The sequence below is a fragment of the Amycolatopsis sp. NPDC043887 genome, assembly GCF_056435665.1.
The window spans coordinates 306,429-325,036 of record NZ_JBWKEB010000005.1; the positions used below are offsets into that span (position 1 = coordinate 306,429).

16 protein-coding genes and 1 pseudogene are annotated in these 18,608 nt (G+C 68.3%); 4 read left to right on the plus strand and 13 right to left on the minus strand.

Features of this window, described 5'->3' with window-relative positions:
• Positions 1-184: 184 nt before the first annotated feature.
• Both AC069H_RS15980 and AC069H_RS15985 read left to right on the plus strand, forming a co-directional pair.
• Positions 185-2,392 (plus strand): glycoside hydrolase family 3 C-terminal domain-containing protein, encoded by a 2,208-nt coding sequence (locus AC069H_RS15980; protein WP_478232776.1) that lies wholly within the window; start codon positions 185-187, stop codon positions 2,390-2,392.
• 38 nt (positions 2,393-2,430) lie between these two features.
• Entirely contained in the window at positions 2,431-3,438 is a 1,008-nt protein-coding gene (locus tag AC069H_RS15985; RefSeq protein WP_478232777.1) for a LacI family DNA-binding transcriptional regulator, read from the plus strand.
• A gap of 291 nt (positions 3,439-3,729) precedes the next feature.
• Here the strand turns inward: AC069H_RS15985 and yicI are convergent, their stop codons facing one another.
• The 5 genes from yicI to AC069H_RS16010 form a co-directional block, all read right to left on the minus strand.
• Positions 3,730-5,982, minus strand: a complete 2,253-nt coding sequence (gene yicI, locus AC069H_RS15990) for an alpha-xylosidase (protein WP_478232778.1) — start codon at positions 5,980-5,982, stop codon at positions 3,730-3,732.
• Positions 5,979-6,791, minus strand: coding sequence for a carbohydrate ABC transporter permease (locus AC069H_RS15995; RefSeq protein WP_199749239.1), 813 nt, complete (start codon positions 6,789-6,791; stop codon positions 5,979-5,981). The genes yicI and AC069H_RS15995 overlap by 4 nt, the downstream gene beginning before the upstream one ends.
• On the minus strand, positions 6,788-7,672 hold the full coding sequence (locus AC069H_RS16000; RefSeq protein ID WP_478232779.1) for a carbohydrate ABC transporter permease: 885 nt from the start codon (positions 7,670-7,672) through the stop codon (positions 6,788-6,790). Before AC069H_RS16000 ends, AC069H_RS15995 begins: the two co-directional genes overlap by 4 nt.
• Positions 7,669-8,946: an ABC transporter substrate-binding protein gene (locus AC069H_RS16005; protein ID WP_478232780.1), complete on the minus strand. Its 1,278-nt coding sequence runs from the start codon at positions 8,944-8,946 to the stop codon at positions 7,669-7,671. The genes AC069H_RS16000 and AC069H_RS16005 overlap by 4 nt, the downstream gene beginning before the upstream one ends.
• 237 nt (positions 8,947-9,183) lie before the next feature.
• Positions 9,184-10,359, minus strand: a complete 1,176-nt coding sequence (locus AC069H_RS16010; protein WP_478232781.1) for a carboxylesterase family protein — start codon at positions 10,357-10,359, stop codon at positions 9,184-9,186.
• A 107-nt stretch (positions 10,360-10,466) separates the two neighbouring features.
• Between AC069H_RS16010 and AC069H_RS16015 the strand changes: the two are divergent.
• Both AC069H_RS16015 and AC069H_RS16020 read left to right on the plus strand, forming a co-directional pair.
• Positions 10,467-10,523: pseudogene (locus AC069H_RS16015) on the plus strand (hypothetical protein); the annotation flags it as partial.
• 65 nt (positions 10,524-10,588) lie between these two features.
• Positions 10,589-11,308 carry a LysR substrate-binding domain-containing protein gene (locus tag AC069H_RS16020; RefSeq protein ID WP_478232782.1) on the plus strand — a complete coding sequence of 240 codons (720 nt, stop codon included), beginning with the start codon at positions 10,589-10,591 and terminating at the stop codon, positions 11,306-11,308.
• Positions 11,309-11,318: 10 nt separating this feature from the next.
• Here AC069H_RS16020 and AC069H_RS16025 read toward each other — a convergent pair whose 3' ends face one another.
• Genes AC069H_RS16025 through AC069H_RS16060 form a run of 8 tightly spaced genes read right to left on the minus strand, consistent with a single transcriptional unit; the run spans position 11,319 to position 18,213 of the window.
• Positions 11,319-12,314, minus strand: a complete 996-nt coding sequence (locus AC069H_RS16025) for an amidohydrolase family protein (RefSeq protein ID WP_478232783.1) — start codon at positions 12,312-12,314, stop codon at positions 11,319-11,321.
• Between the two features lies 1 nt (position 12,315).
• Complete coding sequence (locus tag AC069H_RS16030) at positions 12,316-12,837, minus strand: 3-hydroxyanthranilate 3,4-dioxygenase (protein WP_478232784.1); 522 nt, start codon at positions 12,835-12,837, stop codon at positions 12,316-12,318.
• A complete protein-coding gene (locus AC069H_RS16035; RefSeq protein WP_478228202.1) occupies positions 12,834-13,262 on the minus strand; it encodes a RidA family protein in 429 nt (142 codons plus the stop codon). Before AC069H_RS16035 ends, AC069H_RS16030 begins: the two co-directional genes overlap by 4 nt.
• Entirely contained in the window at positions 13,259-14,026 is a 768-nt protein-coding gene (locus AC069H_RS16040) for a 2-keto-4-pentenoate hydratase (RefSeq protein WP_478232785.1), read from the minus strand. The genes AC069H_RS16035 and AC069H_RS16040 overlap by 4 nt, the downstream gene beginning before the upstream one ends.
• Entirely contained in the window at positions 14,023-15,030 is a 1,008-nt protein-coding gene (gene dmpG, locus AC069H_RS16045) for a 4-hydroxy-2-oxovalerate aldolase (RefSeq protein ID WP_478232786.1), read from the minus strand. Before dmpG ends, AC069H_RS16040 begins: the two co-directional genes overlap by 4 nt.
• Positions 15,027-15,959, minus strand: a complete 933-nt coding sequence (locus tag AC069H_RS16050) for an acetaldehyde dehydrogenase (acetylating) (RefSeq protein WP_478232787.1) — start codon at positions 15,957-15,959, stop codon at positions 15,027-15,029. The genes dmpG and AC069H_RS16050 overlap by 4 nt, the downstream gene beginning before the upstream one ends.
• Complete coding sequence (locus tag AC069H_RS16055) at positions 15,956-16,747, minus strand: 2-keto-4-pentenoate hydratase (protein WP_478232788.1); 792 nt, start codon at positions 16,745-16,747, stop codon at positions 15,956-15,958. The genes AC069H_RS16050 and AC069H_RS16055 overlap by 4 nt, the downstream gene beginning before the upstream one ends.
• Positions 16,744-18,213: a 2-hydroxymuconic semialdehyde dehydrogenase gene (locus tag AC069H_RS16060; RefSeq protein ID WP_478232789.1), complete on the minus strand. Its 1,470-nt coding sequence runs from the start codon at positions 18,211-18,213 to the stop codon at positions 16,744-16,746. The genes AC069H_RS16055 and AC069H_RS16060 overlap by 4 nt, the downstream gene beginning before the upstream one ends.
• Positions 18,214-18,608 lie beyond the last annotated feature (395 nt).

Genomic DNA, 18,608 nt, shown 5'->3' on the forward strand with positions numbered 1-18,608 from the left:
AGCGGTCGTGATCGGGTGGCGATCGAGCAGGAGATCCGACTGTCGAAACGATTCGACAGTCGCGTTACGGCGATGTTAGCGGACAGGACACGACGAGACAATGCTCTCGGCCGCGTCGTGCCAGCGGTGTGTCCGTCTGGCACTCTCGAACACAGTGGACAGTTGCCGGCCGGAAGGAATCCCGTTGACCTCGATCGAACCCACCGGCCTCTCGCTCGAGCAGAAGGCGTCGCTGCTGTCCGGCCGCGACTTCTGGCACACCGAGGCGATCGAGGTCGCGGGGATCCCGTCCATCCTGCTCTCCGACGGCCCGCACGGCCTGCGACGGCAGGACGACGAGGCCGACAATCTCGGCGTGCACGACAGCGTGTCCGCCACCTGTTTCCCGCCGTCGGTCGCGGTGGGTTCCAGCTGGGATCCCGAGGTCGCCGCGCGGGTCGGCGCGGCCATCGGCAGGGAAGCCCGCGTGGCAGGGGTCTCGGTGGTGCTCGGCCCCGGTGTGAACATCAAGCGGTCCCCGTTGTGCGGCCGCAATTTCGAGTACTACTCGGAGGACCCGTTGCTGAGCGGGGCGCTCGCCGTCGCCTACGTGCGGGCCATGCAGGCCGAAGGCGCGGGAGCCTCGGTGAAGCATTTCGCGGCCAACAACCAGGAGACCGACCGGATGCGGGTCAGCGTGGAGGTCGACGAACGGACCCTGCGCGAGATCTACTTCCCGGCGTTCGAACGCGTCGTGACCGAAGCGCACCCGGCGACGGTGATGTGCTCGTACAACCGGGTCAACGGCGTCTACGCCTCCCAGAACCGCCGTCTGCTCACCGACGTCCTGCGCGACGAATGGGGTTTCGACGGTCTGGTCGTCTCGGACTGGGGTGCGGTGAACGACCGGGTCGCCGCACTCGCGGCGGGGCTCGACCTCGAGATGCCGGGCACCGGCGGCAGCGGCGACGCCGAGATCGTGGCGGCGGTCCGGCGCGGGGAGCTGGACGAAGCCGTCGTCGACCGGAGTGTCCGCCGCGTTCTCGCCCTCGCCGGCAGGTCGTTGCCGCCGAGTGGCGACGTGGACCCCGACGCGCAGCACCGGGTGGCGAAAGAAGTCGCCGCCGGCTGCGCTGTCCTGCTGAAGAACGACCGGGACACGTTGCCCCTGACCACGCGATCCGCGGTGGCGGTCATCGGCGAGTTCGCCGCGAACCCCCGCTTCCAAGGCGGCGGCAGCTCCCACGTCAATCCCACCCGGGTCGATACCGCGCTCGACGCGATCCGGGAGCTCGGAGAATCCGTGACCTACGCGAGCGGCCTGGCTGACAACGCCGTCGAGGTCGCCCGTGAGGCCGACGTCGCGGTGGTCTTCGCGGGTCTGAGCGAAAGGGACGAATCCGAGGGGTTCGACCGGGACACCATCGGCCTTCCCGCGGCACAGGTCGAGCTCATCAAGGCGGTCGCGGCAGCGAGCACGCGCACCGTGGTCGTCCTCTCCCACGGCGGCGTGGTGTCACTGGAGGGTTGGCACGACGACGTCGACTCCATTCTCGACGGCTGGCTGCTCGGCCAGGCAGGCGGCAGCGCGCTCGCCGACCTCCTCTACGGCGTCACCAACCCGTCAGGTCATCTCGCCGAGAGCATTCCGTTGCGTTTGCAGGACAACCCCAGCTATCTCAACTTCCCCGGCGAGTCGGGCCACGTCCGGTACGGCGAGGGAGTCATGGTCGGCTATCGCTACTACGAGACCGCCGAGGTCGCGGTCCGGTACCCCTTCGGCCACGGCCTGTCCTACACCACCTTCGAGACCGCCGGCCTGACGGTCACGGCGACGGGCGACGACTCCGCCACCGTCGCGGTGACCGTTACCAACACCGGAACCCGCGCCGGTAAACACGTCGTCCAGGTCTACGTCGCCACCAACGCCGCTCCCGTTCGCACCCCGGCGCGGGAGCTCCGCGCGTTCGCCAAGATCTCGCTCGAACCGGGCGAGACCCGCCGCGTCGAGCTCACCCTCGATCGCCGCGCTTTCGCCTGGTACGACGTCGAACTGAGCCGCTGGGTGGTCTCGCCGGGCGACTACACCGTCCAGATCGGCCGGAGCGCCGCGCATATCGTCGCCGAAGCGCTCGTCACGCTGGCCGGCGACGTCATCATCCCGGTCCTGTCGATCGACTCTACGGTCGAGGAGTGGTTCGGTCACCCGATCGTGGGTCCGGAGCTTGGCGAGTTGCTCGCCGGCCAGAGCAATCGGGCTGAGAGCAGCGCGGACTGGATGCGCATGGTCGCTTCGATGCCGATGCGCCAGTTCACCAAACTCATGGCCTACCGGGGTGTCTTGCTGCCCACTGACGCGTTGCCGCGGTTGATCGAACTGAGCAAGGGCGGTGCGCGACCCTCTCGATCCTGAATCCGTCGAATCGATTCGACGCGCACTATCATCGGCTGATGGTCACCATCGCAGACGTCGCCCGGGCGGCCGGGGTCTCCCCGAGCACCGTGTCCTACGTGCTGTCCGGACGGCGTTCGATCTCGGAGGACACCCGCCGCCGCGTCCAGCACAGCATCAGCGAACTCGGTTACCACCCGAACGCGGGCGCCCGCGCGCTGGCCAGCAGCCGCACCAACGTGCTCGCGCTCGTCGTCCCGCTGCGGACGGACCTGAACGTCCCGGTGGTCATGCAGTTCGTCGCGGCCACCGTCACCGAGGCACGCACCTACGACCACGACGTGCTCCTGCTGACCAAGAACGAAGGCCCGGACGGCCTGCGCCGGATCGCGGCGTCCGCCATCGCGGACGCGCTGATCGTGATGGACGTCGAAACCTCCGAGCCGCGTCTTCCGGTGCTGAGATCCTTGCACCGGCCGGTGGTGCTGATCGGAGTTCCCGCCGACCCCGGCGACCTGACCTGCGTCGATCTCGACTTCACCGCCGCCGGCGCCGCGAGCGTCACGCATCTGGCCGACCTCGGCCATCGCGAGGTCGCGCTGATCGGCCCATCCCCCGCGGTCTACAAACGCGGCACGAGCTACGCGGAACGCTTCCTGCGCGGCTTCCGCCAGACGGCCACGAAACGCAAGGTGCGCGCCGGTTCGTTCCCGTGCGCGCCTTCCTACGACGCGCTGCGTGCCTGCCTCGACGACGTGTTCGCCAAGCACCCCGGCGTCACCGGGCTGGTCGTGCACAACGAGGCCATCCTCGGCCCGTTGCTGTCCGAACTGAACCGTCGCGGCAAGCAGGTGCCCCAGGACATCTCGGTACTGGCCGTCTGCCCGGAGGACATGGCCGAGGCGCAGTCGGTACAGCTGACGTCGATCGCCATCCCGGCCGCCGAACTCGGCAGCCTCGCCGTCGAAATGGCGATGCGCCGTCTCGACGACGGAGGCCAGGCCGAGGTCCGGCTGCTGTCACCTCGCCTGACCGAACGGGGCAGCACCGGCCCCGCGCCTTCCTAGGCCCGACCGGCTCGGTACCAGTGTTCTTGCCCGCCTGAATACATGAAGGCCCCCTTCCTGTACCTAGGCGCAAGAGGAAGGGGGCCTTCATGTACTCGGGCACGGTGTGAAGGTCGAGTTTCCTCGGCGCCCCGTTGCGACTGCTGGTGCACCTGGGGCGAACGTGGCGATTATGGAGTCCGTGAAGGCCTCCTTCCCTACCCTCAAGGTAGGCAAGGAGGCCTTCACGGACAGGGCCTGGGACCAACTCCGCCCGGAATCCACGGAGCCCTTGGCTCCGCTTCGCGACACTCAGTTCGGTGCCCCAGCGCCGCGAATCGTCAGCGTGCTTCCTGTCGCCACGATCGTCTCGTCACCCCCGGGAAAGGCCACCTGCCAGCCATCGGGCGCGGCGTCGACGTCGACGTGGACGCTGTCGCCCTCCCGGCGCGTGCGGAACGTCGAGCCGCCGACGGTGGTGGTGATCCCGGCGCCGTCCTCCAGCCGGTACGGCCGCAGCGTGACGCCGTCGGCGTAGTCGTAGTCCGGCCGGTCGTCTACGGCACCCAGCGGCAGAACGGTGTTGGGACGAACGAGCAGCGGGACGGTGAGCATGTCGCAGACGGTCGTCACCCACCGCGGCCCCTGGATCTCGTCGCCGGTGAAGAAGTCGGTCCACACACCGCCCGGGACGTAGTAGGTCACTTCGCCCTCGTCCGAAAACACCGGTGCCACCAGGAGCGAGTCGCCGAGCATGTACTGCCGCTCCAGATGGGCGCACGCCGGATCGGCCGGGAACTCCAGCGCCATCGCCCGCATCATCGGCGTACCCTCGGCCGCCGCCTGTGCCGCCGCTTGCCACAGGTACGGCATCAGCCGCGCCTTGAGCTTGGAGAACACCCGCAGGACGTCAACGGCCTCCTCATCGAACAGCCACGGCACCCGGTAGGACGAACTGCCGTGCAACCTGCTGTGCGAGGACAACATCCCGAACGCGATCCAGCGTTTGAACAGTGCCGGATCCGGGGTGCCTTCGAAGCCGCCGATGTCGTGGCTCCAGTACCCGAAACCGGACAGACCGAGGGAAAGGCCGCCACGCAGGCTCTCTGCCATCGACTCGTACGTCGACTCGCAGTCGCCGCCCCAATGCACCGGGAACTGCTGAGACCCCGCGGTCGCCGAACGCGCGAACACCACGGCTTCGCCCTCCCCGCGCCGTTTGCGGAGCACGTCGAAGACCGTCTGGTTGTAGAGATAGGTGTAGTAGTTGTGCATCCGCTCGGGATCGGATCCGTCGAAGTAGACGACGTCCGTCGGCACCCGCTCGCCGAAGTCGGTCTTGAAACAGTCCACGCCTTGTTCGAGCAGAGCGTCCAGTTTGGACGCGTACCACTCACGCGCGGCGGGGTTGGTGAAATCGACCAGCGCCATCCCCGGCTGCCAGAGATCCCACTGCCACACGTCGCCGTTCGATTTCCGCAGCAGGTACCCGCCCGCGACGCCCTCGGCGAACAACGGTGACCGTTGCGCCACATATGGGTTGATCCACACGGAAATGCGCAGGTCACGCGCTTTCAGTCGCTCCAGCATGCCGACGGGGTCCGGGAACGTCCGCGGATCCCATTCGAAGTCACACCAGTTGAACTCGCGCATCCAGAAGCAGTCGAAATGGAACACGCTCAGCGGCAGGTCGCGTTCGATCATGCCGTCGACGAATCCCGAGACGGTCTCCTCGTCGTAGGACGTGGTGAACGACGTCGACAGCCACAGCCCGAAGGACCACGCGGGCGGGAGCGCCGGTCTGCCGGTCAGCGCCGTGTACTTGCGCAGGATCTCCTTCGGGCTCGGGCCGTAGATGACGAAGTACTCCAGCGACTGGCCCACGACGCTGAACTGCACCCGCGACACCGCTTCCGAGGCGACCTCGAAGGACACGCGCCCCGGATGATCGACGAACACGCCATAGCCGGCGTTGGTCAGGTAGAACGGGACGTTCTTGTAGGCCTGTTCGCTGCTCGTGCCGGCGTCGGCGTTCCAGATGTCGACGACCTGCCCGTTGCGCACCAGTGGCCCGAATCGCTCGCCGAGCCCGTAGACCTGGGCTCCTACCGAGAGGTCCAGCTGGTCGCGGACATGGTGCTCGCCGTCGAGGCTCATGAAGCCCATGCCCTTGGCCCCGCTGGTGGTGAGTACCTTGTCGTCCGCGACGAAATCGACCTTCCATCCTTCGCCGCGGTGGAGCCGGACCGACAACGCGCCCGCGGTGAGCGTGTGCCCGTCCTCGGAGACTTTCGCCTCGTCGTCGACGGCCGACAGCTCGAAGCGGGGCTCTCGCGGCAGCCCGCCCTCGAAATGCGTGACGCTCACCCCGATCACGTCCGGCATCGGCGAGGAGAACCCGACCGTCGCCACCGGTCCCTTCAACAGGTCCCCGCGGTGGCGGATGCGATGGGTCGGCGCGTGCACCACGATCCGGCCGTCCCCCGCGGTGAGGTCGTACACCTCCACCGGATGCGCCGCCTGTACCCCGTCGCGCAGCAGCCAATAGCCGTTGCTGAACTTCATTTGACCGCCCCTGCCGTGATGCCACGTGTCAACGTCCGCTGGAAGATCAGGAAGAAGGCGATCGCCGGGATGACCCCGAGCAACGCCGAGGCACTGGTCATGGTCGCGTCCATCATCCGCTGGCCCTGCAGCACACCCAGTGCGACCGGGACGGTCTGGGTGTCGTTGGAGATCAGCAGGATCAGCGGCAGGAAGAACTCGTTCCACGTCCAGATGAAGAAGAACACGAACAGCACACCCAGCGTCGGCCTGCTGATCGGCACCACGATCCGCACCAGGGTCTGCCATTTGTTCGCGCCGTCGAGATAGGCGGCCTCGAGCAGTTCGTGCGGGAATCCGACGAACGTCGAGGACAGCAGATAGGTGCCGAACGCGGCCTGGATGATCGTGAAGATGATGATCACGCCGAGCTGCGTGTCGTAGAGACCGGTCTCGTTGGCGAGGAAGTACAGCGGGTACGCCAGTGCTTCCTGCGGCAGCGTGTTCGCGATGAGGAAGGCGACCAGGATCCACGTCCGGCCGCGGACCCGGCCGATGCCCAGCGCGTAGGCGTTCAGCACCGAGATCACCACCGCGAGCACCGCGACCGACCCGCTGATCACGACGCTGTTGAGCAGTTTCTGCCCGAACCCGACCCGGACCCAGAAGTCGATCAGCCCCTGCAGGTACACGCCGTCCGGAAAGGACAGCGGGCCGTCGGCCGCGTATTCGGCCGGAGACTTCAGCGCGTTCAGCGCCACGACCAGGAACGGCGCCAGCATCACGACCGCGAGAACGATCAACGACCAGAGCGTCACGTGCCGTTTCACGCGTGCTCACCCCGCCTCTGGATCCGGAGGAACACCGTGGTGAGCACGAGGATCAGCACGGTGAGCACGGTCGCGATCGCCGCGCCGTAGCCGACCTGCGTCTTCTCGAAGAAGTTCTGGAACGAGTAGTACGACGGCACGTTGGTGGACCCTCCGGGGCCTCCCCTGGTCAGCACGTAGATCGGCCCGAACACCTTCAGCGCGGCGATGGTGCAGGTCAGCAGGACCACGAAGACCTCGGGCCGCAACTGCGGCACGGTCACATGCCAGAACCGGCCCCACCACGACGCGCCGTCCAGTTCCGCCGCCTCGTGCAGTGAGGGATCGGCACGCTGCATCCCGGCCATGAAGATCACCACCGGATAGCCGACCTGGATCCACACCATCACGCCCATCACGCTCCACAGCGCGACGTCCGGATCGCCCAGCCAGTTCTGGGCGAGCGAGCCGAGCCCGACGGCGGAGAGGAGTTCGTTCACCGCGCCCTCGGGGGCCAGTATCCAGCTCCACACGATGCCGGCGACCGCGATCGGCAGCACCTGCGGCAGGTAGACGCAGGCCCGCAGCACGCTGGCCGCTCGCGTCCCGAACCGCTTGGCCACGAAATCGAACAACGCGGCCGCGATCACCAGCCCTGCCACGGTCGGCACGAGGGCCATCGCCACCACGAGCCCGAGGTTGTGGCGGAACGACGCCCAGAAGACGTCGTCCTCGAACAACCGCCGATAGTTCTCCAGCCCTGTCCACTTCGGATCGCCTGCACCGGACCACTGGGTGAAGCTGATGCCGATGTTCATCGCGAACGGCACCAGGATCACCGCGATCAGCAGCAGCGCGCCGGGGATCAGGAAGAGCAGGTAGTTTCCCCGTCCCCTGGTCATTTGCCGACGTTCGCCAGATTCTCTTCGTAGGGCTTGGCGAGCTCGTCGAGTACCTGCGACGGCTGAGCGCTCGAGGTGATGAGCTTCTGCGTCGCCGAGACATGGACGTCGTAGTACCCGGGAGCGGGCCAGTCGGGATAGAACGCCAGCTTGTCCTGTGTGGACAGAGCGGTGAAGTCCTCGACCAGATCCTTCAGGCGCGGCTCGGCCGGTGGCGTGGGGCCGTTCACCACCGGTACACCGCCTGCCTCACGCAGCTTGTCCTGGATGGGCTGGGACATCGTGATCGCGATGAAGTCGAGCGCGAGGTCGCGGTTCTTCGCACCCTTGGGGATGACCCACATGTTGCCCGCGGAACCCGAGGTCATCCCCGGCCACGGGACCGAACCCCACTGGAAGTCCTTGATGCTCTGCACCAGCCTGCCGTACCACCAGCTGCCGCTGATCATGATCGGGTACTTGCCCTGCATGAACGAAATGCCCATGCCTTCGGCATCGACCCCGGCGGAATCCTTGCTGATGTAGCCCTTCTTCACCCAGTCGGCGAAGGTCGTCGCGCCGTAGGTCCACGCGGCGTCGTGGAAGTCGACCTTGCCGGTGTAGCGCTGGTAGCGGTCCACCCAGCCGCGATCGGCTTTGGTGAGGGCGAGCTGGTACAGGACCTGGTGCGCCGGGTACTCCGAGCCGCCGACGGCCAGCGGGGTGATCCCGGCACCGGTGAACTTGGCCATGGCCGTGGTCAGCTGCTCGATGGTTCTCGGCTCTTCGAGGCCCTGCTGCGCGAACATGTCCTTGTTGTAGAAGATCTTCACGTACTCGGCGTAGTTCGGGACGCCGTACCAGTTGCCGGATCCCATCACGCCGTTCTCGTCGTAACGGGCGGTGGTCTGGAGCGCCGGGGTGAGCTGCTTGTCCCAGCCGCGTTTGGCGACCTCTTCGCTGATGTCGGTCAGCAGTCCCTGTTTGGACAGCAGTCCCGCGGTGGCGTTCCCCTTGTTGTATTCCAGGACGTCCGGCGCGTCGCCCGAATTGAGCACCATCGGTGCCGTCTTCTGGATCTGTTCGAAGCCCTTCTCCTCGAAGGCGACCTTGACGCCGGGATGGCTCGCTTCGAACTGCTTGATCGCCTCGGCCCAGGCCACGCCCATCGCGCTGTCCGGCGGCTCGTAGTGCCACAACTTCAGGGTCTTCGGGTCGCCGCTGCCCGATCCGGACCCGCAGCCCGCGATGGCCAGCATGGCGACCATCGCGGCGGCCAGTACTCGCTTCGACATCAGAGGTTCCCTCCAGAGAAGTCGGTGATGCTCGCCGGCCATCGTGGCCTCCCTCGGAATCCGCGGTGATCCGGACTGTCGAAGCGCTTCGATCGACACGATAGGACCGCGCGGCCGGTCAGCACAACGTCTTGACCGGGCGCGCTCCCACCTCTACTGTCAGGCCCTTTTCACCAGGCATGTGAGGGCCTCACGATGCGTGAGTTACGCCTTCGATCACGCGAGTTACGGCTTCGATCACGCGAGTTGCGCGCCGAACCGGATGGGGTGGCCCGCCACCGGCGTGGGGTCGAGGGCGCCGGTGCGGGCGAAGGTCGCCCAGACGGCACGGAGGGCAGCGCCGAAGGCGTCGACCTCGGACCACGGGACCTCGCCGAGCATCGGGCTGTCCTCCCAGGCCCGCCGGGTACCGAGCAGCAGCGGCAGTTCCAGGCAGTGGGTGGCGCCGAACTCGGATCCCTCGGGGCGCCAGTCCAGGCGATACGAGAAGACGTCCGCTCCGGCTGAGCGCAGACGGTCGCCGAAAGCGGCCAGTGGTTCGACGTAGATCTCGTCGGTGCCGGCGGCGCCGGGGAACGCGGTCATGTCGTCGGCGTTCCAGCCGTACAGCACGCCGAGGTCGCGCACGTTGTCCGCGAAGGACGTCTTGTCCAGCGTGTCCACCGGAATGAACGCGGGCTCCATCGGGTCGCCGGTGAGCCGCAGGTTGGTCAGCGCGGTTTCCTTCTGCGCGGCAAGGATTTCCGAGATCCCGGCGGTGCGCGGGTCGGTGCCGAGCGCGTCGGCGAACACCTGGCCGAGTTTCTCCGCCTGCTCGGGCCGGCGGGCGCCGAGGCCGAGCGGCGCGCTCTGCAGGATCGCCCGCCGGAACAGGCCGCGTGCCTCGGGCAGATCCATCAGCAGCCGGATGGAGATGCCGCCCGCGGACTGCCCGGCGACCGTCACGTTGTCCGGGTCCCCGCCGTAGGCCGCGATGTTGGTCCGCACCCAGCGCAGCGCCTCCAGCTGGTCGGCCAGCCCGAGGTTGCCGGGGCTGACGCCGTCCAGGTACAGGTAGCCGAGCGCGCCGAGCCGGTAGTTGACGCCGACCACCACCAGGTCACCTTCGGCCGCCAGCGCGCCGCCGTCGTACCAGTCCAGCAACCCGCCACCGCTGGAGAATCCCCCACCGTGCAGCCACACCAGCACCGGCCTGCGTCCGTCATCCACGCCGGGGGTGCTGATCATCAGGTTGAGACAGTCCTCGCCCTGAGGCAGGCGATCGCGCGGCGGGCCCATCACGCGGTCCAGCCGGGACGGCGGTTGCGGACTGAGCTCACCGCTGGACGGCGTCTGCTCCGAAACGGCGACCGGCAGCGCGAACCGCGCCGCTGTGGCATAGCGAATCGGTCCTGTTCGGACAATCGTGGTCATACGCACCTCGCGGGTAGGATCGGCTGGTGATCTTGCCTCGCCTGCTGGACGGCCGACTGAAGTTCCGCCACCTCGTCCTGCTCGACGCGCTGGCCAGGCAGGGCACCGTGGTCGGGGCCGCCGCCGAGTTGCACGTGACGCAGCCGGTGGCGACCCGAAGTCTGCACGAACTCGAAGAGATCCTCGACGTGCGGTTGTTCGAACGCGGCCGCGCGGTATCACCCCGACCGTGTTCGGCGAGGCGTTCACCGGGCATGCCCGCGCGGTGCTCGCCCAGCTCGAGCAGGCCGGGCGGCACGTCGCCGAGCTGGCCGACGCCGAACGCGGCACGGTGGTGGTCGGCACCCATCTCGCGGGATCGAACATGCTGCTGCCGCGCGCGATCGCGGCGATCAAGACCGAGCGGCCGTACCTGACCATCGTGGTCCGGGAAGGTTCTCCCGAAGCCCTGCTGGTCGAGCTGGAGGCCGGCCGGGTCGACCTGATCATCGGCAGGCTGACAGCGCCTTCGGACGAGCGGATCGAGCGGCGCAAGCTGTACGACGAATCGGTGGATCTGGTCGTCCGCACCGCGCATCCGCTGGCCGGCGCGACCGGCGTCGAGCTGGCCGACCTCGCCGAGTACCCGTGGATCCTCCCCGGAGCGGAGACCGCGCTGCGCCGCGAGCTGGAGCAGCTGTTCACCCGCAACGGCTTCCCGCTGCCCGCGAACCGGGTGGAGACCACCTCGTTCCTCACCGTGCGGCAGCTGCTGCTGGAGACCGACGTGATCGCCGCCCTGCCCAGCCTGATCACCAAGGACGATCCGAGGATCACCAGGGTCGCACTGGCGCTGGAACCCATCGGGCACAGCGTCGGACTCACCCTGCCCGCCCAGCGCACGCTCAGCCCGTCGGTGGACGCGCTGATCCGCAGCCTGACCGACGTCGCCACCGCCATGTCGCATTAGGACTGTCCGATCACGACAGGGACAGGAAGCGTTCGGCGTTCCCGCTGGTGATCAGCTGACGCTCGGTCTCGCTCAAGAAGCCGCTCTTGCGCACCACCTCGCCGACCGGACGTTCGCCGAGCGGGTACGGGTAGTCGCTGCCGACCATCACCCGCTCGGCGCCGAGCGTGTCCACGAGCAGCCGCAGCGCCCGCTCGTCGAAGACCACCGAGTCGACGTGGAACCGATCGAGGTAGTGCGACGGCGGGAACTCCGAAGTGCCGATCACGTCGTTCCGCCGATGCCAGGCGTTCTCCATCCGGCCGAGCCAGAACGCGAACGACCCGCCGCCGTGGGCGAAACAGATCTGCAAGCTCGCGTCGATCCGGTCGAAGACCCCGCCGAGCACCAGCGCCAGGATCGACAGGTGCGTTTCGGCGGGCATCGCGGTCAGCCACCGGGCCATCCACCGATCCAGCCGGGGCGAATCGGTCATGTCCCACGGGTGCACGAACACCGGAACCCCGAGCGACGCGCAGTGCTGCAGGAAGGTCTCCACCCCGGCGCTGTCCAGATCCTGATCGCCGACGTGGTTGCCGATCTCCACCCCGCGATGCCCCGCCGCCAGGCAGCGTTCCAATTCGCGGCACGCGGCGTCGGGATCCTGCAACGGAACCTGGCAGAACGGGATCAGCCGGTCCGGCGCCGGTGCGACGATCTCCAGCGCCAGATCGTTGAAGATCCGGGCGATCCGGCCCGCCTGCTCACCAGTCCGGCCGTAGTTGAAGAACGCGGGCGTCGGGGAGACCACCTGGGTGCGCACGCCGTCGGCGTCCATGTCCAGCAGCCGGGTCTCCGCGTTCCAGCAGTCCGCGGCGATCCGACGGAACTCCTTGTCCCCCATCATGATCATCGCCTCGGACTCGGTCTCCGCGCGCAGCCACGGCGCGTCCGGTCCGGCGTCCGCGCGCAGATCCGGCCAGCCGTTCGGCACGTAATGCGTATGGATGTCGATCAGGCCGGTCATCTCAGCCCTTCCCGGGGTGAAGGGCTCCGCAGCCGCCGCAGGTGCGGGCCTGCTCGTCACCGTAGAAGGCGGTGAAGACCGGTGGCAGATCCTCGACGATGTCGCGCACCTGAAGTTCCACCTCGTGCACCAGCGCGGCGCATTCGAGGCAGTACCACTGGAACTTCTCCAGCGTGCCCTCCTCACGGACGCGTTCGATGACCAGGCCGATCGAGTCGGCCTCCGGGCGCTGCGGCGAGTGCGGGATATCGCCCGGCAGCAGCCACGTGTCGCCCTCGGAGATGCGGATGGTCTTCTGGCCTTCGCCGGTCATGATGTTCACGTGCATGTTGCCCTTGAGCTGGTAGAACCATTCCTCATAGGGGTCGACGTGGAAGTCGGTGCGCTGGTTCGGCCCACCGACGATCTGCACGATGAAATCGTTGCCGAGCGCCATGGTCCGGTTGTTCACCGGCGGCTTGAGCAGATGCTCGTGCTCGGCGATCCAGGCCTGGAAATTGACGACCTCGGGAATGTCGGTCATCGCGGGACCTCCGTGTTCTTCGGTAGATGAGCGATTGCCTGGATTTCGATCAGCAGATGCGGATGCGGCAGCTGATGCACCGCGACCGTCGTGCGGGCAGGGCCCGTTTCGTCGAAGTATTCGCCGTAGATCTCGTTGTAGCCGCCGAAATCGTTCATCGAAACCAGGAAGGTGGTGATCTGTGTGATGTCGGCGAGGTCGGCGCCGACGTCGTGCAGGATGCCGCGGATGTTCTCGATCACCGCGCGGGTCTGTGCCCGGATGTCCAGGTTCGTGGTGCCGAGTTCGTCCACCTCGACGCCGGCGAACGTGTTGTCCGGGCGCCGGGAGCTGGTACCGGACACGAAGACCAGATCTCCCGCGACCTTCACATGCGGGAACCGGCCCCTCGGCTTGGCCAGCCCCGAAATCACCCGCCCGCTCATGCCAGCCCCCGTATCGAAACACGGCCGAGTCCGGCGATGTCCGCCTCGGCGACGCCGGGCGCGAACGGCACCGCTTCGGTCGCCGCCCCGGCCAGCACCACCTGCCCGGCCCGCAACGGGATGTCCCGTCTCCGGCACAGCTCGACCAGCGCGTGCAGCGCGCGCACCGGATCGCCGAGGATCGCCGCCGTCGAGCCGATCACCTCACGGTCCCCGGACCGCAGCCGCACCGCCCGGTTCGCTGCCTCCCCGAACGCGCGCCACGGTCCGAGCACGAACCCGGCAGCCGAAGTGTTGTCCGCGACCACATCGGTGTAAGTGAACCGGAAGTCCCGGTACCGGGAGTCGATGATCTCGATCGCCGGCGCCATCGCGTCCACAGCGGACTCCACATCGAACGAGGGGTCGTTGAAGTCGACGTCTCGGGCCAGCCGATACGCGACCTCCGGCTCGACCTTCGGATGGATGAAGCCCGCCAACGAGACCTCGCCGCCGTCGGCGACCCGCATCTCGTCGGTGAGCCTGCCGGCGATCACCTCGGACACACCCATCTGCGCCATCTTCGCCTTGCTGGTCAGCCCCAGCTTGACGCCGAGCACCCGCTCGCCACGCGCCTCTCGGCGGGCCACCAGCTCGGCCTGGATCGCGTACGCGTCGGCGATGCCGATCTCGTGATCGTCGGCGAGGCTCGGCGTGTCCGCGCACGTGGTCCGCGCGGTGTCCAGCCGATCGGCGAGCGCCGAGATCTCCGCGGTGGCCATCATGTGCCGCTCCGTACCAGGTCGAGTGCGATGTCCACGATCATGTCCTCCTGCCCGCCGACCAGCTTCCGCCTGCCGACCTCGGTGAGAATCCGCCGGGTGTCCAGTCCGTAGCGCGCGGCCGCGCGTTCGGCGTGCAGCAGGAAGCTCGAGTACACCCCGGCGTAACCGAGGGTGAGTGTCTCGCGGTCCACCTGGACCGGCCGTTCCCGCAGCGGGCGGACCAGATCGTCCGCCGCGTCCTGCAACGCGAACAGGTCCGCGCCGTGCTCCCAGCCGAGCAGGTCGGCGACCGCGACGAACGGCTCGGCCGGGCAGTTGCCCGCCCCCGCGCCCTGCCCGGCCAGCGCGACGTCCACCCGGTAGGCGCCGTGCTCGACCGCGGTCACGCTGTTCGCCACCGAGAGGGAAAGGTTCTCGTGCGCGTGGATGCCGATCTCCGTCTCCGGGCCGAGCACCTGCCGGTACGCGTCGATCCGCTCGGCGACCCCGCCCAACGTCAACCGCCCACCGGAATCGGTGACGTACACACAGTGCGCGCCGTAGGACTCCATCAGCCTGGCCTGTTCGGCGAGCGTGGCCGGCGTGGAAAGATGGCTCATCATCAGGAATCCGGACACGTCCATGCCCTGCTCGCGGGCCCAGGCGATGTGCTGTGCGGCGACGTCGGCCTCGGTGCAGTGAGTGGCGATCCGCACGCTGCGCACCCCGAGGTCGCGGACGCGGCGCAGCTGGCCGATGGTGCCGATGCCGGGCAGCAGCAACGTGGTCAGCGTGGCGTTCTCGATCACTTCCGCGGCCGCGGTGATCCATTCCGCGTCGGTGTGCGCGCCGAATCCGTACGTCGCGCTGGACCCGCCGATCCCGTCGCCGTGCGCGACCTCGATCGCCGCCACCCCGGCCTTGTCCACGGCGGACACGATCCGCCGGACTTGGTCCACTGTGTACGCGTGCCCCATCGCGTGCATGCCGTCGCGCAAGGTCACGTCCTGGAGGTAGACCTTCATACGAGCCACCCCCTCAGTTCGGCGATCCGCTCGGCCGTGCGCAACGCCGCCGAGGTCATGATGTCGAGATTCCCCGCGTAGTCCGGCAGATAGTGGGCCGCGCCGAGCACTTCGAGGAACACCGAGACCTTGAACCCGGAGATCTCCCGGCCGAGCTCGGGCACCCATTGCCGGTGCACCTGGTCGAACTGCACTTCCTGTTTCAGGGCGTAGCCGGGCACGTACTCGCGCACCTGCTCGGCCATCTGCCGGACCGACGCCGCGATCTTCTCCCGGTCCGGCTCCCCCTCGACCAGGCAGTACACCGTGTCGCGCATGACGATCGGCGGGTCGGCCGGGTTCAGCACGATGATCGCCTTGCCCATCGCGGCACCGCCGACCTCGCGGATCGCGGCCGCGGTGGTCTCGGTGAACTCGTCGATGTTCGCCCTGGTTCCCGGCCCTGCCGAGCGGGACGAAATGGACGCGACGATCTCCGCGTACGCGACCGGGGCGACCGAGGACACCGCGGCCACGATCGGGATCGTGGCCTGTCCGCCGCAAGTCACCATGTTCACGTTCGGCGCGGTGAGGTGCTCGTCGAGGTTCACCGGCGGCACCACGAACGGGCCGAGCGCGGCCGGGGTCAGGTCGATCATCAGCTTGCCGTGCGCCTCGGCCACCTCGGCGTGCCGCCGGTGCGCACCCGCCGAGGTCGCGTCGAAGATCACCCGTACGTCGGCGAACTCCGGCAGCCCGGCGAGGCCGTCGATACCGCCGTGGGTGGTGACCACCTTGAGCCTGGCGGCCCTGGCCAGCCCGTCCGAGGCCGGGTCGATACCCGCCATCGCGGCCATCCGCAGCGTCTTCGACAACCGCAGCACCTTGATCATCAGATCGGTGCCGATGTTGCCGGAGCCGATGACGGCGACCGGAACCGTTGCTGTCACTGAGTCTCCTCCTCGATCACCGCGTCGACCTCGCCGAGCCCGTCCAGCCGCAGCCGGAACCGGCCCGCTCCCGTGACCGGCACCATCGGGCCGAGCGCCCCGGACATCACGACATCGCCCGCGCGCAACGGCTGCTCGCGGGCGGCCAGCTCGCGAGCCAGCCAAGCGACCGCGACCACCGGCGAGCCGAGGCAGGCGTGGCCCGCGCCGTACGACACCGGTTCACCGTCCAGCTCCAACGTCATCCCGATCGCGGCGAGATCCCGGCCGGTCAACGAGACCGGGGTGCATCCCAGCACCACCGCGCCACTGGACGCGTTGTCCGCCACCGTGTCCACGATGGACAGATCCCAGGCCTTGATCCGGGAGTCCACGATCTCGATCGCGGGCAGCACGAACTCCGTCGCCCGCAGCACGTCCACGACCGAGGCGCCCGGCACGTCCAGATCGCGGCCGAGCACGAACGCGATCTCGCCCTCGGCGCGGGGTTGCAGGAACCGCCGATACGGAACGGGTTCGGTGTGCGCGTACAGCATGTCGTCGAAGAGCACGCCGAAGTCCGGCTGGTACACGCCGAACTGCCGCTGCACCGAAGGCGCCGTCAGCCCGATCTTCGCCCCGGCCACCCTGGCACCCGCCGCGACCCGCTCGTCACGCAGTCTGCGCTGCACCGCATAGGCGGTGTCGACGTCTTGCATGCCCAGGAATTCCCGCACCGGCGGGCACGGGGTCGCGGTGCTCGCCGCGGTCGTGAGACGGGCGGCGGCCGCCTCGATCGGCGCGCTCACAGCCGCACGCACACATTCGTCGGCTCGGTGTAGAAGTGCAGCGAAGACGCGCCGCCCTCCCGGCCGATACCGGAAAGCCCCATTCCGCCGAACGGCGAGCGCAGGTCGCGCAGGAACCAGGTGTTCACCCAGGACATGCCGACGTGCATGGCCCGCGCGACCCGGTGCCCCCGGCGCAGGTCCTGTGTCCACACCGAGGAAGCCAGCCCGTATTCGGTGTCGTTGGCCAACGTGATCGCCTCGGCCTCGGTGTCGAAGGGGATCAGCGCGGCCACCGGGCCGAAGATCTCCTCCCGCACCGGCCGGTCCTTGTTGGTCAGGCCGGTCCACAGGGTCGGCTCCAGCCACGAGCCGCCGTCGAGTTCCGGTCCTAGCTCGGGAATCCCGCCGCCGGTCAGGGTTTTGGCGCCGGACTGCTCGGCCAGCGCGAGGTAGTCCAGCACCTTGCGCCGGTGCTCCGGCGAGATCAGCGGGCCGGTGGTGGTCTCCTCCGCCGAAGGGTCGCCGAGCCGCAGCTCGCGCGCCCGCTCCGCCAGCCCTGCCGCCACGTCCTCGAACACCGAACGCTGCACGTACACCCGCTCGGTGCACAGGCACACCTGCCCGGTGTTCGCGAACACCGACCGGGTCAGCCCGGCGAGCGTCTCGTCGAGATCCGCGTCCTCGAACACGATGGCGGCGTTCTTCCCGCCAAGCTCGAACGAGACCGGCCGGACCCGGGGCGCTACCGTGCGCATCACCTGGGTTCCCGTGGCCGACGAGCCGGTGAACGTCACCCCGTCGATACCGGGATGCTCGGTCAGGAACTGGCCCGCCGAGTCGCCCCCGAACCCGTGCACCACGTTGTAGACACCCGCGGGCAAGCCGACTTCGGCCAGTACTTCGGCCAACAGGGTCGCCGTGGAAGGGGTCTGGTCGCTCGGCTTGACCACGACCGCGTTGCCGCAGCCGAGCGCGGGCGCGACCTTCCAGGTCAGCAACAGCAGCGGCAGGTTCCACGGCACGATCACCGCGACCACACCGAGCGGCTTGCGCACCGCGTAGTTCAGCGCCTGCGCCCCACCGGGCAGATCGGTGACGAACGATTCCTGGCCGGCGGCCGCGATCACGTCGGCGAACGTGCGGAAGTTCGCCACCGCGCGGGCCACGTCCAGTTCGCGGGCCTGGGTGACAGGCTTCCCGGTGTCCGCGACCTCGGCCGCGACGAACTCCTCGAACCGGGCCTCGATCCGGTCGGCCGCCCGGCGCAGCAACGCGGTCCGCTCCCGCACCGGAGTGTCCGCCCAGCCGTTGTGCAACGCGGCGCGCGCACCGGTGACCGCGCGGTGCACCAGCTCCCGGTCGGCCTCGTGCACCCGGGCGAACTCCGCGCCGGTCGCCGGATCGACCGCCGGGAACCCCGGCCCGTCCGGCGCGGCGAACTCACCGTCCACGAAGTTGCGGATCCACCGCACTGACTGCGTCATGGCGTTCACTCTGACGGGCCGCGCCATGCGGAACAAATGCGTATCTGCTCGCTAGCTATACCCTATAGGGCATACCGCAGCGTTGGGTTCTGGAGGTTCGCGATGGACGACACGCGTGCTTGGACGTACAAACTCGTGGAGTCGTCCACTCAGCCACGCGAACGCCACCCCGGGCCTGGTCCGTGAAGGCCTCCTTACCTACCCTGACGGTAGTGAAGGAGGCCTTCACTACCGTCAGGGTCGCCGCTCTCGTCCCAGGTACACCAGCGACCACAGCAGGCACGGCGGCCGCGCGTGAAGGCCCCCTTCCCTCGACTCAGCCGAGGAAACTCGACCTTCACACCTTGCCGAAGTACATGAAGGCCCCCCTTCCGTGCGCCTGGCACAAGGAAGGG